Raw genomic sequence first — 14,470 nt, forward strand, 5'->3', positions numbered from 1 at the left:
CGGTGCGCCAAAACAAGAGCAGTGCTCTCGAATGTGAGCGCAGCTCCGATTTTTGGGCAGTGCTCCAGCCGCATGGCACACTGAGCCGCATGAGCACCGTGCGAGGGGCCAGGGAACGGGCCCGCATCGAGGTCACCGCCGCCATCAAGGACGAGGCGCGCCGCAGGCTCGCGGCCGAGGGCGCCGCCAAACTCTCGCTGCGCGCCGTCGCCCGCGAACTGGGCATGGTCTCCTCCGCCCTCTACCGCTACTTCCCCAGCCGTGACGAGCTGCTCACCGCGCTGATCATCGACGCCTACGACAGCCTCGGCGCCGCCGCCGAGAACGCGGAGGCGACCGCCCTCGCCGCCGGCGCCCCGCCCCGCGCCCGCTGGATCGCGGTCTGCGAGGCCGTCCGCGCCTGGGCCCTGGCGCACCCGCACGAGTACGCCCTCATCTACGGCTCGCCGGTCCCCGGCTACACCGCCCCCCTCGACACGGTCGGCCCCGCCTCCCGCGTGGCCAACGTCCTCATCGGCATCGTCCGCGCCGCCTACGAGGGCAGCGGCCTCGCCCTGCCGCCCCTGCCCGCCGCCCTGCGCACCGAAGCCCTCCGGATGACCGCGGACTTCGCCGAAGGCCTGCCCCCCGAGGTGACGGCCGCCCTGGTCGCCGCCTGCGCGCAGCTCGTCGGCCTCGTCTCCTTCGAGCTGTTCGGCCAGTTCAACCGGGTGGTCGAGGAACGGGAAGCCTTCTTCGCGCACGCCGCGGGGCAGCTGGCGCACGGGGTGGGACTGCCCGCCGCGTGAACGGGGCGCGGTGACGCGTCGCTTGTCTGTTCCTCATACCAATATGAGTGGTTCGGCTTTCACCGAGTTTCCGCGCGTCTAGTGTTCCTCGGGTCCCCGCCCCTGCCGCAGCCGGAGGAACAGCCGTGGCCCCCGCCCGCGCACTCAAGGCCCTGTACGCCGTCGCCCTGATCGGGCTGCTCGCCGCCCCGGCCCCTGCCGTACCCGCCTCGGCGAGACCGGCCGAGAAACCGGCCGAGAAACCGGCCGAGAGACCGGCCGGGACGCCCACGGTGACGCCGACCCCGCGGATACCCGGCGTGCGCGGCCTGGAGATCGGCGTCCCCGCCTACGTCTGGGCCGACGACCCGATGCTGGCCGCGCTCACCGCCACCACCCCCGCCGCCTCCGTGGTCGTCCTCAACCCCGGCAACGGCGACGCCCCCTTCGACCGCCCCTGGCGCGCCCGCGCGGACGCCCTGCGCTCCGGCACCACCGCCACCGGCGAGAAGACCAAGGTCCTCGGCTACGTCCACACCGACCACGGCAACCGGGACCTCGCGGCCGTCAAGGCCTCCGTGGACAACTACCTGAAGACGCCCGACGGCCGGCTCCACGTCGACGGCATCTTCTTCGACGTTGTCAGCCGCGACTGCGGCCCCGCCAACGCCACCCGCGACCGCTACGCCGAACTGCGCCGCTACGTCCAGGACGTCCTGCACGCCGCCGACCCGGACGTGGCCGACCTCGTCGTGAACAACCCCGGCACCGCCATCGCCGACTGCTACCTCGAGCCGGGCCACCGCACGGCCGACGTCTTCGTCACGTACGAGGACACCCACGCGGCGTACACCGGCGGCGGCTGGCCCGGCGGGAACGTCTTCGACGCCCTCGGCGGCTACCGCCCGGGCACCGAACTCGACCCGAGCGGCACCGCGTTCTGGCACCTCGTCCACGAGGTCCCGGACACCACCGCGATGCGCACGACCCTCCGCACCGCCTTCGACCGCGGCGCCGGATACGCCTACGCGACGAGCGCGACCATGCCCAACCCCTGGAACACCAGCCCCGCCTGGAAGTACCGTCCCCAGACCGGCTACGCCGCCACCCTGGGCGGGGCGGACACCGCCGGCTGACCCGCCCGGCGGCTACGCCGACCGTTCCCCGACGGGATCACCCCGGCCGCTCGTCCGCGCCGGGACGGCCGGGGGCGTCCTTCTTCCACATCATGGTCACCTTCAGGTGACAGTTGGCGCTGCTCTTGGTGATCACGGCCCCGGCCTCGACCGCGAGGTCGACACCGAACTCGAAGGTGATCCCGTCGGGGCCGGCCTTGCGCAGCTGGTCGAGCGTGGCGCGCGCCGCCTCGGTGACCGAGCCCAGGGCGTCCTGGAGGGTCTGGGGCAGCTCGTGGACGGCGTCGCTGATGCGGCCCGCCTTCACCGGCCCCTGCGCCGCGGCGGCCGGAGCCTCGACGAGGAGGGAGCCCCCGCCCGCCAAGGGAATCCTGGCCAGTTGCGTCACGGCTCCTCCTCGGTCGGCCCGCCCCCTCGAGCGTCGTTGAGACCGGTGCGTGCCGCACGCGTGGTGGGCCGTACGGATGAGGGCTTCAGGGCTCCCGGCGGGCGGCGAAGGGGCCGCCCTCGGCGAAGGCGCGGTCGGCGAAGCGGTCGGCGATGAGGTGGTGGGTGGCGGGGGCCGGGTGGAGGGCGTCGGGGAGGGGGAGTTCGGCGAAGTCGGCCTCGCCGTAGAGGCCGAGGCCGTCGAGGTGGTGCAGGTTCGGGTCGTCGGCGGCGCGCCGGCTCACGATGCGGGCCAGTTCCTCCCGGACGACCTTGAGGGTCAGCTTTCCGGCGGCCCGTTCCGCCGGGTCGCCCGCGGCCCTGAACCGGAGCCTCCCCTCGCCGAGTTCGCTGAAGTCCGGGGCGCTGGGGCCCGGGGTGTCCTCGTGGATGGGGCACAGGATGGGCGAGACGACCAGCAGCGGGGTGTCGGGGTGGCCCTCGCGGACGGTGTCGAGGAAGCCGTGGACCGCGGGGACGAAGGCGCGCAGGCGCATCACGTCGTGGTTGACGAGGTTGATGCCGATCTTGACGCTGATCAGGTCCGCCGGGGTGTCGCGCAAGGCGCGCGCGGTGAACGGGTCGAGCAGGGCGCTGCCGCTCAGGCCCAGGTTGACCAGTTCCACCCCGCCCCGGGCGGCGGCCAGCGCCGGCCAGGTCGTGCTGGGGCTCGCGGCGTCGGAGCCGTGGCTGATCGAACTGCCGTGGTGCAGCCACACCCTGCGGCCCCGGTCCGGGGAGGGCTCGACGGGGGCGTCGGTGCGCAGGGCCACCAGTTCGGTGACCTCGTTGTGCGGCAGCCAGATCTCGATGTCCTTGACGCCGTCGGGCAGACCGGCGAAGCGGACCGTGCCGACCGGGCCCGGGAGGGTCTCGGCCGACCCGGTGGCCATGTCCACCAGCAGGACGTTGCCGTCGCTCACCCCGGCCCGCCCGGTCAGCCGGCCGTCGACGTGCAGGTCGTACACGCCGTCGGGGCGCGGCGGGGCGCCCCGGTAGGCCATCTTGGTGCGCAGCGCGTCCAGCTCGACGGTGGTGGCCCGGGTGCGGAACACCAGCCGTACCCCGGAGGGCTGGGCCTCCGCCATGGCCAGCTGCCCGTCGGGGCACTGTGCGCGGGCCCGGGCGGGCAGCCGGTGCGGGAGCACCCCGCGCGCGGTGCGCTCCACCTCCAGGGCGCCGCGCAGGAAGCGCTCTTCCACCGGGGTGGTGATCAGATCGGGGGAGGTCATGGGGCCACCCTGCCAAGCGGCCCGCCGGTCCGCACGCGGATTTGCCCCGGCGCCCGCCCTGCCGCGCCCGCCCCGGCCCCGCCCTGCCCCGACCCGGCCGCGGCCGGCGTCAGATGCCCGCCGTCAGATGCCCGCCGTCTCCTGCCACAGCCGCGCCAGCGACGTGTCTCCGCGCACCCCCGGACCGGCCAGCGGGAGCCGGTTCCACAGGGCCGCGTACAGCCACGACGCCTCCCCGGCCACCGAGCAGTGCACCTCCTCACCGGTGTCGCCCCGCACGGTGACGGCCGGCTCCTTCGACAGGCGCACCGTCCACACCGCGCCCGTGTCCGCCGCCCGGATCCGCAGCACCCGGGGCTCCTCGGTACGTACCCGGCTGCTCGGCCTGGCGTGGAAGCCGCTCAGCAGCTCGTCCACCCCGTCCTCCGCGAACTCCGGGGCCACCGGCGAGAAGGCGACCCCCCGCGCGGCCTCGGCGTCGAAACGGTGGACGGTCGTCTCGTGCGCCTGGCGCCGCGCCCAGAACGCCAGCGCCGACGGCGGAGCCGTCGGCAGGAAGGTCCAGCACACCACCTCGGCCGGAGCCTCGGTCAGGGTACGGACCAGCTCCGCGTGCCCCTCCCGGAACCAGGACAGCAGCTCCGCCCCGGCCAGTTCCGGCGGCTCCGGGAACGGCGCGCGCTCCAGCAGGCCGTCCCGCACGTATCCGGCCGCCCAGCGGTGCACCGACCCGGTGTGCCGCAGCAGGTCGGAGACCCGCCACTCGGGACAGCTCGGCACCACGGTGTCCGTACCCGCCTGTTCTGCCGCGTCGGCGAGCAGCTCGCCCTCACGCGCCAGGATCTCCACGTATTCGGTGATCTTCATGCCGCGAGTCTGCCAGCAGCCCCCGACAATGGAAGCGTGGACGGGGAACTCTTCCCGCGCGAGCGGACCGAGATCGCACCCGGCGCCGTTCACCTGCCCGACTGGCTCGGGGCGCGGCGCCAGCGGGAGCTGCTCGACGCCTGCCGCCGCTGGGCGCTGCCGCCCGCCGGACTGCGCACCGTACGCACCCCCGGGGGCGGCACGATGACCGCCCGCCAGGTGTGCCTGGGGCTGCACTGGTACCCGTACGCCTACGCGCGCACCGCCGTCGACGGGGACGGGGCGCCGGTCAAGCCGATGCCCGCGTGGCTCGCCGAGCTGGGACGGCAGGCCGTCACCGCCGCCTACGGCGAGCCCCCGCCGCCCGCGGAGGCCTACGACATCGCCCTGGTGAACTTCTACGACGGGGACTCCCGCATGGGCATGCACCGCGACGCCGAGGAGCGCTCCGGGGCTCCGGTGGTCTCGCTCAGCCTCGGTGATTCCTGCCTCTTCCGCTTCGGCAACACCGCCTCGCGCGGGCGCCCGTACCGGGACGTGGAGCTGCGCAGCGGGGACCTGTTCGTCTTCGGCGGCCCGAGCCGGCTCGCCTACCACGGGGTGCCGAAGGTCCTGCCCGGCACCGCCCCGCCCGGGCTGGGCCTGACGGGGCGGCTGAACATCACCCTGCGCGTCGGCGGCCTCGGCCCGTAGGCGGGGGCATCCGGTACCCCCCGATCATGCGAGGATCCCTTCATGAACGGCAACGGGGCCCCGCTGGGGGCGGGGGGCGCGAGCACGGCGTCCGCAGCGGCGGCGAGGACCAAGCTGGAGCGCGGTCGCGGCGCACTGGGCCCGGCGCTGGAGCTCGTCCACACCGGCCGGGCCCCGACCCGGGCGGTCCTGACGGCCGAGCTCGGCGTCACCCGCGCCACCGCCGGAGCCGTCGCCGCCGAGCTGGAGGCGCTCGGCCTGATCCGCGTCGACTCCCGCCCCGGCGGCGCCGCCGGAACCCAGGGCCGCCCCTCGCACCGGCTGGCTGTGGACGAGAACGGCCCCGTGGCGCTGGCCGCGCAGGTGCACCCGGACGGGTTCCGGGCGGCGCTGGTCGGCCTCGGCGGGCGGATCGTGGCCACCTCGCCCGGCAAGGTCACCGTCTCCGCCGACCCCGCGCAGGTGCTCGGCGCGGTCGTCGAGGCGGGCGCCGAGCTGCTCGCCGCGTCGGGGCGGCGCTGTGTCGGCGCGGGCCTCGCGGTGCCCTCGGCGGTGGCCGAGCCCGAGGGGACCGCCCTCAACCCGCTGCACCTGGCCTGGCCGGCCGGTTCTCCCGTACGGGCCATCTTCGCGCAGTGCGTGAAGGCGGCCGGCATCGACGGACCGGCCCTGACCGGCAACGACGTCAACCTCGCCGCGCTCGCCGAGCACCGCCACGGCGCGGGCCGCAGCGCCCAGCACCTGCTGTGCGTGGCCACCGGGCACCGGGGGGTGGGCGGGGCGCTGGTGCTCGACGGCCGGCTCCACAGCGGGAGCGCCGGCCTGGCCCTGGAGGTCGGCCACCTCACCGTGAACCCGGAGGGGCGGCCCTGCCACTGCGGCAGCCGCGGCTGCCTGGACGTGGAGGCCGATCCGCTGGCCTTCCTCACCGCGGCGGGCCGTACGCCCGGCCCCGAGGTGTCGCTGCTGGCGCAGGCCCGTGACCTGCTGCGCACCGAGTACGCGCAGCCGTCGGTCCGGGCGGCCGCCGAGGAGCTGATCGACCGGCTCGGGCTGGGGCTCGCGGGCCTGGTGAACATCCTGAACCCGGACCGGATCATCCTCGGCGGACTGCACCGGGAGCTGCTGTACGCCGACCCGGAGCGGCTGCGCGCGGTGGTCGCCGACCGCAGCCTGTGGGGGCGCAGCGGGGGCGTTCCGATCCTGCCGTGCACCCTCGACCACAACAGCCTGGTCGGGGCGGCGGAGCTGGCGTGGCAGCCCGTACTGGACGATCCGCTGGGGACGCTGGGCGCGGCGGCCTAGGGGGTGTCTTGTGGGTCAGGCCGGGCTCGCGGCGCCTGGCACCGCGCCTCGCCGCGTTCTCGTCGGTCGCCGACGTCCCCCAGCTACCGCTGGGAGGTGCCCCCACCGCGTTGACTCCCTCCTCGGCCTTGCGATGCACGGCACCAGACACCGCTCCCTGATCCGGCCTGACCCACAAGACACCCCCTAGCCGCCCTGGCCGCCGGCCCGGGTGGTACCCCCCCCTCGGGGGCGTCAGCCGGGCCTGGCACCGGCCGTGACCGATGCCGGCACGCCGGTCACGACGGCCTGTGCGTCCACGGCGACGAGCGCCGGGCGCGCGGGCTCCCGTACGGTCTTCTTCGCGCCGATACGGACCGTACGCGCCGGCGCCGCCGGGGCGGGGGCGGCCCGCATGGAGAACCACACCACCTTGCCGGGGCCGTCCGGCCGGTGCCGCGCCCCCCAGGCCTCGCTGACCGCCTCGACGAGCGCGAGTCCGCGCCCGCAGGTCTCCAGGTCACCGGCCTCCCGCCGCACGGGCAGCCGTGGATCGCTGTCGTGGACGGAGACGGTCAGCCGCCCGAGGCGGAGTTCGATCTCGACCGTGCACACCTTGTCCGGCTGCGCATGGCGGTGGACGTTGCTGAGCAGCTCCGTCACGCCGAGCGCAGCCCGGTCTATGAGCGGGTCGAGCTGCCAGTGGCGCAGCTGCGCGGAGATGATCCTGCGGACCTGACCGATCCGCGCTGGCAAGGCCTGCAGTTCCACGACGCAGTGCCTGCGGGAATGACTGATCACGGCTGCGACTCCCCGACATCATTGTTACGGGTGCTGCACCCTCGGTGACGCATCACCAGGGTCACCCACGGTGGCCCCGCTTGCAACCGAACGCCGCAGGTTGCGACCGAAAGCGATCCGCATAGAAACCCAAAGTAATCATTTGCGCAGGTGAGGGGGGTACATTTCGAAAGGAGGGGGCCCTGGAACCGACAAAGGAGCAAGGCGCATGAGCACCACCGGTACCACCGGTACGACGGCCGCGAGCACCGCCTCGAACACGGCCCCGGCCACCGCCGGGAGCACGGCCGGCAGCACGGCCGGGAGCGCGGCCGGCGGCGCGGTCATGAGGACCGTCGACGTCGACCACAGCGACGCCGACTACCGCGCCTGGCTCAAGGAGGCCGTGCGCAAGGTCCAGGCGGACGCCAACCGCTCCGCCGACACCCACCTGCTGCGCTTCCCGCTGCCCGAGGCGTGGGGCATCGACCTGTACCTGAAGGACGAGTCCACGCACCCGACGGGCTCGCTGAAGCACCGCCTCGCCCGCTCGCTGTTCCTGTACGCGCTCTGCAACGGATGGATCCGCCCCGGCCGTCCGGTGATCGAGGCCTCCAGCGGCTCCACGGCGGTCTCCGAGGCCTACTTCGCCAAGCTGATCGGCGTCCCCTTCATCGCGGTCATGCCGAAGACCACCAGCCCGGAGAAGTGCCGGCTCATCGAATTCCACGGCGGCGAATGCCACTTCGTCGACGACTCGATGAAGATGTACGAGGAGTCGGCCGAGCTGGCCGCCCGCACCGGCGGCCACTACATGGACCAGTTCACCTACGCCGAGCGCGCCACCGACTGGCGCGGCAACAACAACATCGCCGAGTCGATGTACCAGCAGCTGCGCCTGGAGCGGTACCCCGAGCCCGCGTGGATCGTGGCGACGGCCGGCACCGGCGGCACCTCCGCGACCATCGCGCGCTACGTGCACTACATGCAGCACGACACCCGCATCTGCGTCCCGGACCCGGAGAACTCCTGTTTCTTCGACGGGTGGACCAACAACGACCCGCACGCGAGCAGCGACTGCGGCTCGCGCATCGAGGGCATCGGCCGGCCCCGGATGGAGCCGAGCTTCGTGCCGGGCGCCATCGACCGCATGATGAAGGTGCCGGACGCGGCCTCCGTCGCCGCCTGCCGCGCCCTCGAACAGGCCATAGGGCGCAAGGCCGGTGGCTCCACCGGCACCGGACTGTGGAGTGCCCTGAAGATCATCTCCGAGATGGTGGCGGAGGGCCGTAAGGGCAGCGTCGTGACCCTGCTGTGCGACCCGGGTGACCGCTACCTCGACAAGTACTACTCGGACGAGTGGCTGGCGGCCCAGGGCCTCGACATCGCTCCGTACGCGAAGACGATCCAGACCCTGCTGGAGACCGGGGACTGGCGCGAGCCCGAGGCCTGAGCCCCGGCTGCCGGCCGCGGGTCAGCTGCCGGTCCGGGCCGCCAGCCGGGCGTCCAGGGTGCGCACCGCCGTACGGAAGGACTGGCCGAGGCCCGGGCGGGCCGCGGTCAGCGCCAGCCGGAAGGGCGCCGGGCCGTCGGCCGCGAAGGTCCAGCGGACGACGGTGCCGCTCCCGTCCGGGGTCAGCAGCCACTCCTCCAACAGGGCCCGTACGCCGGGCACGTTGGTCTCGTCGACCCGGTAGGCGTAGCGCAGCCCGGGGTCGGCGGCCACCACCGTCTCCTGGAAGCGGACCCCGCCCAGCAGCCCGATCTCCCGGCCCGCGCCGCCCCGGGTCGGCCGGGCCAGCGTGACCGCCCGGAACCAGGCCGGCCAGCCCGTCACCTCCTCCGCGAGCGCCCGGTACACGGCTGCGGGCGAGGCCGCGGCCCGGGCCGTGAAGGCCAGGCGGACCGGGGCCTCGTCGATGAAGTCCAGCTCCACGGGACGGAGTCGGCGGGCCATGGCGGTACCCCCTGAGGTGTGGCGTGCGGCGCGGGTGGCGTGTGCGGCATGTGTGGCGTGCCGCGCGGTTGCCGCGCCACCATAACTGGCTCCCCGTCAGATGTCCCCCGTCGCGGCCGCCGCACGGATCACGCGTACGGGGTCTGTGCGACGGCGCCCCCGCGCGGCATGCTGGAAACGGCTCCTAGGGGGTGTCTTGTGGGCCAGGCCGGGCTCGCGGTGTCTGGTGCCGCGTCTCGCCGCGTTCTCGTCGGTCGCCAACGTCCCCCAGCTACCGCTGGGAGGTGCCCCCACCGCGTTGACTCCCTCCTCGGCCTTGCGATGCACGGCACCAGACACCGCTCCCTGATCCGGCCCGACCCACAAGACACCCCCTACCCCGCCCCCACCGCGGAGGCCCCATGCCGGAACCCGCTGCCCCCGAAGCCACCGCGCCGCTCGCCCTCGAGCTGCTCGTGCACGGAGTCGCCGGAGCCTCCCCCGGCGAGCTGCTCGGCGATCCGCACCCCGTCCGGGTCACGGGGGACTCCACCGCCGCCGTCTTCCGTCGCGCCGAGGACGCCGACGCCGAGGCCCACCCCGACCGTTACGCCGGGCGGCCCGTCCCCGAGGCCTACTGCTGGTCCCGGCTCACCTCCGGCAACGGCGCCCGCGCACTGTGGCTGCTGCTCCTGCCCTTCATGGTGGCCAACCTCGCCCACTGGGCCCGCCCCGCCTCCGCGCCCGCCGGCCCGCCGCCGCGCGCGGTGCGTGCGTACGGGCTCCTCGTCCGGCTCCTCGCCCTCAGCCTCACCGTGCTGCTCGTCGCGGCCGCCTGCGAGGTGGCGCTCGACCTGCTCGCCTGGCAGTGCGCCGGCAACACCGCCTGCACGGCCTCCCGTTCCTGGCTCGGCTTCCTGCGGCCCGGCACCTGGTGGGGGCAGCCCGGCCGGCGCCTCGCGTTCGCCGCCCTCGTCCCGGCCGCGCTCACCGGGCTGCTCTGGTTCCTGTCGGCCCGCACCTGGAGCGCCTACGAGTCCCAGCCGCCGCCCGCCGGCACCGCCGAGGCGGACGACCGCGACGGCGACGCCCCGCCGCTCGGCCGGCCCGGCTTCTGGTACGGCCGGCGCATCGTGGCCCGGCTGCGCGCCGCGCACACCGCCGCCGGGCTGCTGACCGTCGCCCTGGCCGTCGCCGCGCCCGCCCTCCGCCACGACCGGGACTCCGCCGCCACCGGCCCCGCCCTGCTCGCCGCAGGCTGGGCGGTGCAGGCGCTGCTCACCGCCGGGGCCGTCACCGTCGTCTGGACCGTCTGCCGGCGCGGCCGCACCGAGACCCGGCCCGACCACCGGCTCGACCGGGCCGCCGTCACCCTGCTGCCCGGCGGCGCCCTCGCGCTGCTCGCCGCCGTGCTCCTGTACGCGTCCTGGTCCCGCCCCGCATGGACCTCGGCGGGGCGGCTCCCGGGTGACTTCGCCTTCGGGGTGCTCATGCTCGGCCAGGGCTGCTGCGTGCTGGCCCTCGCCGTCGTCGCCCGCCGCCTCCACCGCGGGGCGCCCGACCCCGACCCCGGCGCCGCCCTCGGAGGCCTGGGCGGGCCCGCCGCCGCCCTGCTCGGCTGCGCGCTGGGAGGGGTCATGTCCGGCGGGGTCGCCCAGCGCTTCGCCGACTGGCTCGACGGCGGCGCCACCCCCGGCGCGGCGGGCGCCCCGCTGCCCGGGCCGCCCGTGTTGCTGTCCTGGCAGGCCGCCGTCCTGCCGCCGCTGCTCCTCGCGCTGGCGCTGGTCGCCGCCGTGGTCGGGGCCCGGGCCGCCGCCACGCGCCGCCGGATCGCCGCCACCGTCGCCGCCGAGTACCCCGGGGCCGTCCCCGACCCCGCGCGCAGCCGCCGGATCGCCGGGGCGCGGGCCACCGCCGCGCTCACCGACTCCGCGCCCTGGTTCGTGGGCGCCGTCTGCGCGATCACCCTGCTGCTCGGCGCCGGAGCCCTCGCCGGGGCCTGGCTGACCGGGCAGCTGCCGGGCGAGGCCGCCCACGGCGCCCACCCGCTGCTCCGCGGCGCCGCCCGTACCGCGCAGGACACCGGGTCCTGGCTCATCGGCCTCGGCATCGCCGCCTTCGTCACCTGGGGCCGCCGCGCCTACCGGGACCCCGCCGCCCGCCGCACCATCGGCATCCTCTGGGACGTCGGCACCTTCTGGCCGCGCGCCGCCCACCCCTTCGCCCCGCCCTGCTACGCGGAACGGGCCGTGCCCGACCTGACCTGGCGGATGACCGGCTGGACCGCCCGCACCGGCGGCCGGCTCGTCATCTCCGGGCACTCCCAGGGCAGTGTGCTCGCGGCCGCCGCCGTCTGGCAGCTGCCGCCCGAGGCCCGCCGCCGCGTCGGGCTGCTGACCTACGGCTCCCCGCTGGCCCGCCTCTACGGGCGTTGGTTCCCCGCCTACTTCGGGCCCGGCCCGCTCACCGCCCTGCACCGGGACCTCGACTGCTGGCGCAACCTGTGGCGGGCCACCGACCCCATCGGCGGGCCCGTCGCGGCAGGCGCCGAGAGCGGTGGGCCCGTGGACCGGGGGCCGCTCGCCGATCCGCTCGCCTACGGGCGCAGCCACCGGCACCCGCTGCCCGCGCCGATCCTCCGGCACGGGGACTACCAGGCCGATCCGGCCTTCGACGCCGAACGCGACGCACTCCTCGCACGGCTGGCCGCCGGCCCGCGGGCCGGCGTACACGACGCGAAGGAGCTTCCCGCCCAGCGGATCAGCACGGCGCGGACAGAGCCGGCAGATCCTCCGGGAACAGCAGGGTGAGCTCGTCCGTACTCGGATCGGCCAGCTGCGCGACCCGGCCCGCGTGCCGCTCCACCATCGCCTCGAAGGTCTGGCGCGCGGTGCGGCCGTTGCCGAAGGCCGGGCCCTTGGGCAGCTCCGTGAAGTACGCCAGCAGCGCCTTCCCGGTGCCCTCGCCCAGCCGGTACTCGTGCTCCTCCGCCTGCTGCTCCACGATCCGCAGCAACTCCTGCGGCCCGTAGTCCCCGAAGGTGATGGTGCGGGAGAACCGGGACGCCACCCCCGGGTTGACCGTCAGGAACCGGTCCATCTCCGCCGTGTACCCGGCGACGATCACCACCACCGCGTCCCGGTGGTCCTCCATGAGCTTGACCAGCGTGTCGATCGCCTCGCGCCCGAAGTCCCGGCCCGAATCCTCCGGGGCCAGCGCGTACGCCTCGTCGATGAACAGCACCCCGCCGCGCGCCCGGTCGAACGCCTCCTGCGTACGGATCGCCGTGGACCCGATGTGCTCGCCGACCAGGTCCACCCGGGACACCTCGACCAGGTGGCCGCGCTCCAGCACCCCGAGGGAGGCCAGGATCTCCCCGTAGAGCCGGGCCACGGTGGTCTTGCCGGTGCCCGGGGAACCCGTGAACACCAGATGCCGGCGCACCGAGGCCGCCTTCAGGCCCGCCTGCTGCCGCCTGCGCCCCACCTCGATCATGTCGGTGAGGGCGCGCACCTCGCGTTTGACGCTGTCCAGCCCCACCAGCGCGTCGAGCTGGCCCAGTACCTCGCCCGAGCCGCGGGCCGCCGGTGCCGCCGCGGCATCCGCCGGGCTCCCGGCCGGGGAGGCCGGCACCTGCCCCGCCTGCGCCGGCGTCTGTCCCGCAAGGCCCTGTCCCGTGAGGCCCTGGGCCGCGGTGGCCGTACGGGCCCCCGGCATCACGGGCCGCGCCCCGGCGAGCGCGCCGCCCGCCGCCTGCGCGGCCTGCCGGGGCCCGGACTCGTCGCCGGTGCACTCCTCGGCGAGCGGTCCGTCCTCCGCGAACTCGTAACCCCCGCGCGCGCAGCGCTCGGTGTGGCACCGGGTGAGGGAGGTGCGGCAGCCGTCGATGACGTGGAAGCCGAAACCGGCACTGCCCGTCACCCGGCAGGCCGTGAAGGTGCCCCGGCCGCCCGCTGACACGTAGAACCCCGCCTCGGCGGGGGAGGTGACCGTGCACCGCTCCACGGACGGGTCGGCGCCCTTGGTGACGATCACGCCCGTCTGCACGGTGTCGATGGTGCAGTTGGAGAGGGTGCCGCCGCTGCCGTGGTCGCGGAACCACGCCCCGGTGCCCGCCTCCCGGATCCGGCAGTCGTCGAGCTGCGCGGTCGCTCCGTCGCTCACCGAGACGGCGGTGTTGCGCACCTGTGAGAGGTCGCTGTCGACCACGTCCACGCGCGAGCCCCGGTCCAGCACGAACAGCGCGTCCGGCACGTCGTGCAGCCGGCAGGAGTCCAGGGAGACGGTGGCCCCGTCGCTGATCCACACCGCCGGATAGTCGCCCGTACTGTCGTGGATCTCGCAGGACTCGGCGGCGACCCGGGTCCCCGGATCCCACACCGACAGGCCGTTGCGCCCGAACCGGCGGACCGTGGTGCGGCTGAGGGTGAGCACCGAACGGGCGCGCAGGTCCACCGCGTTCTCCGGGATGTCGTGGATGTCGCAGCCGGCGAGGGTCAGCACCGCGTCGGTGTCGAGGGTGACCCCGTCGGCGGAGGTACGGTGCACCGCGCAGTCGGTGAGGCGGGCCTCGGCGCGCGCCGCGATCTGCACACCGGTGCCCTTGATCTCGTACACCTCGCAGCCCAGCGCCTCCAGGCCCGAGCCCTCGCCGGTGACCGCGATGCCCGCGCCGACGGCGTGGTGGATCCGGCAGCGCTCCAGCCGGGGGTGCCCGCCGCGCACCGAGATGCCGGCCTGCCCCGCGGCCACGACCTCGCACTCCTCGAACACGCCGCCGCCACCGTCCAGGACGGAGATCCCCACGCCGGCCGGATTCTCCACCGTGCACCGGCGCACCAGGGGCCGGGCCCCGCCGCGCACCTCGATGCCGGACGCCGAACGGGTGTGCACGCGCAGGTCGCTGAGCTCGGGCGAGCCCTCCTCGACGAGCAGCGCGGGCGCCGCCCGGTCCGCCCCTTCCAGGTACAGGTCCTGGACTACGGCCGAGGCGCGCACCGTCAGCGCGACCCCGTCGAGCGGGGCGATCCGCACCGACCCGGCCACCGCGCCCTCGGGCCCGCGCAGGGTGACGGCATGACGCAGGACCAGGTTCTCCCGGTAGGTGCCGGGGGCGATGGACAGCACGTCGCCGTCACCCGCCGCGGCGAGCGCGGCGGTCAGCGTCGGATACTCACCGGAACGCCGCCGCCACCGCGAGGCCCCGCCGTGCGTCACCTGGACCGTGCCCTGAGCCATCGTGCTGTCGCGCCCCCACCCTCGTACTCGCGCTGCCGGACCGGCGGAAGCGACTGAAGCGACCGAAGAGCCCCGAGCGGCCGGAGCCGTTCACAGCGGCCCGAGCGACCG

General features: G+C 75.2%; 12 protein-coding genes. 6 read left to right on the plus strand and 6 right to left on the minus strand.

Annotated features, from left to right (window positions below):
• Positions 1-89: 89 nt before the first annotated feature.
• On the plus strand, positions 90-788 hold the full coding sequence (locus tag OOK34_RS25810) for a TetR/AcrR family transcriptional regulator (protein ID WP_267036238.1): 699 nt from the start codon (positions 90-92) through the stop codon (positions 786-788).
• Between the two features lie 125 nt (positions 789-913).
• The gene (locus tag OOK34_RS25815) at positions 914-1,903 is read left to right on the plus strand and encodes a spherulation-specific family 4 protein (RefSeq protein WP_267036239.1); all 990 of its coding nucleotides are present in this window, start codon (positions 914-916) and stop codon (positions 1,901-1,903) included.
• A gap of 37 nt (positions 1,904-1,940) precedes the next feature.
• Here the strand turns inward: OOK34_RS25815 and OOK34_RS25820 are convergent, their stop codons facing one another.
• The 3 genes from OOK34_RS25820 to OOK34_RS25830 form a co-directional block, all read right to left on the minus strand.
• Positions 1,941-2,291, minus strand: coding sequence for a CU044_2847 family protein (locus OOK34_RS25820; RefSeq protein ID WP_267036240.1), 351 nt, complete (start codon positions 2,289-2,291; stop codon positions 1,941-1,943).
• A gap of 85 nt (positions 2,292-2,376) precedes the next feature.
• Positions 2,377-3,561, minus strand: a complete 1,185-nt coding sequence (locus OOK34_RS25825) for a GDSL-type esterase/lipase family protein (RefSeq protein WP_267036241.1) — start codon at positions 3,559-3,561, stop codon at positions 2,377-2,379.
• A 123-nt stretch (positions 3,562-3,684) separates the two neighbouring features.
• Positions 3,685-4,428 carry a maleylpyruvate isomerase family mycothiol-dependent enzyme gene (locus OOK34_RS25830; RefSeq protein WP_267036242.1) on the minus strand — a complete coding sequence of 248 codons (744 nt, stop codon included), beginning with the start codon at positions 4,426-4,428 and terminating at the stop codon, positions 3,685-3,687.
• A gap of 36 nt (positions 4,429-4,464) precedes the next feature.
• On the opposite strand from OOK34_RS25830, the gene OOK34_RS25835 reads away from it, so the two are divergent.
• A complete protein-coding gene (locus OOK34_RS25835; RefSeq protein WP_267036243.1) occupies positions 4,465-5,121 on the plus strand; it encodes an alpha-ketoglutarate-dependent dioxygenase AlkB in 657 nt (218 codons plus the stop codon).
• Positions 5,122-5,163: 42 nt separating this feature from the next.
• Positions 5,164-6,426 (plus strand): ROK family protein, encoded by a 1,263-nt coding sequence (locus OOK34_RS25840; protein WP_267036244.1) that lies wholly within the window; start codon positions 5,164-5,166, stop codon positions 6,424-6,426.
• A 234-nt stretch (positions 6,427-6,660) separates the two neighbouring features.
• On the opposite strand, the gene OOK34_RS25845 is transcribed toward OOK34_RS25840, so the two are convergent.
• Positions 6,661-7,206 carry an ATP-binding protein gene (locus OOK34_RS25845; protein ID WP_267036245.1) on the minus strand — a complete coding sequence of 182 codons (546 nt, stop codon included), beginning with the start codon at positions 7,204-7,206 and terminating at the stop codon, positions 6,661-6,663.
• A gap of 325 nt (positions 7,207-7,531) precedes the next feature.
• Here OOK34_RS25845 and OOK34_RS25850 point away from each other — a divergent pair, with 325 nt between their 5' ends.
• Positions 7,532-8,638: a PLP-dependent cysteine synthase family protein gene (locus tag OOK34_RS25850; protein WP_267036907.1), complete on the plus strand. Its 1,107-nt coding sequence runs from the start codon at positions 7,532-7,534 to the stop codon at positions 8,636-8,638.
• 21 nt (positions 8,639-8,659) lie between these two features.
• Here OOK34_RS25850 and OOK34_RS25855 read toward each other — a convergent pair whose 3' ends face one another.
• Positions 8,660-9,142, minus strand: a complete 483-nt coding sequence (locus tag OOK34_RS25855; protein ID WP_267036246.1) for an SRPBCC family protein — start codon at positions 9,140-9,142, stop codon at positions 8,660-8,662.
• A 401-nt stretch (positions 9,143-9,543) separates the two neighbouring features.
• Between OOK34_RS25855 and OOK34_RS25860 the strand changes: the two genes are divergently transcribed.
• Positions 9,544-11,931, plus strand: coding sequence for a hypothetical protein (locus OOK34_RS25860; protein ID WP_267036247.1), 2,388 nt, complete (start codon positions 9,544-9,546; stop codon positions 11,929-11,931).
• Here OOK34_RS25860 and OOK34_RS25865 read toward each other — a convergent pair.
• The gene (locus OOK34_RS25865; protein ID WP_267036248.1) at positions 11,882-14,359 is read right to left on the minus strand and encodes a right-handed parallel beta-helix repeat-containing protein; all 2,478 of its coding nucleotides are present in this window, start codon (positions 14,357-14,359) and stop codon (positions 11,882-11,884) included. The two genes, OOK34_RS25860 and OOK34_RS25865, sit on opposite strands and share 50 nt — an antisense overlap.
• Positions 14,360-14,470 lie beyond the last annotated feature (111 nt).

The organism is Streptomyces sp. NBC_00091 (assembly GCF_026343185.1).
In the GTDB taxonomy this organism is placed as follows: Bacteria; Actinomycetota; Actinomycetes; order Streptomycetales; family Streptomycetaceae; genus Streptomyces.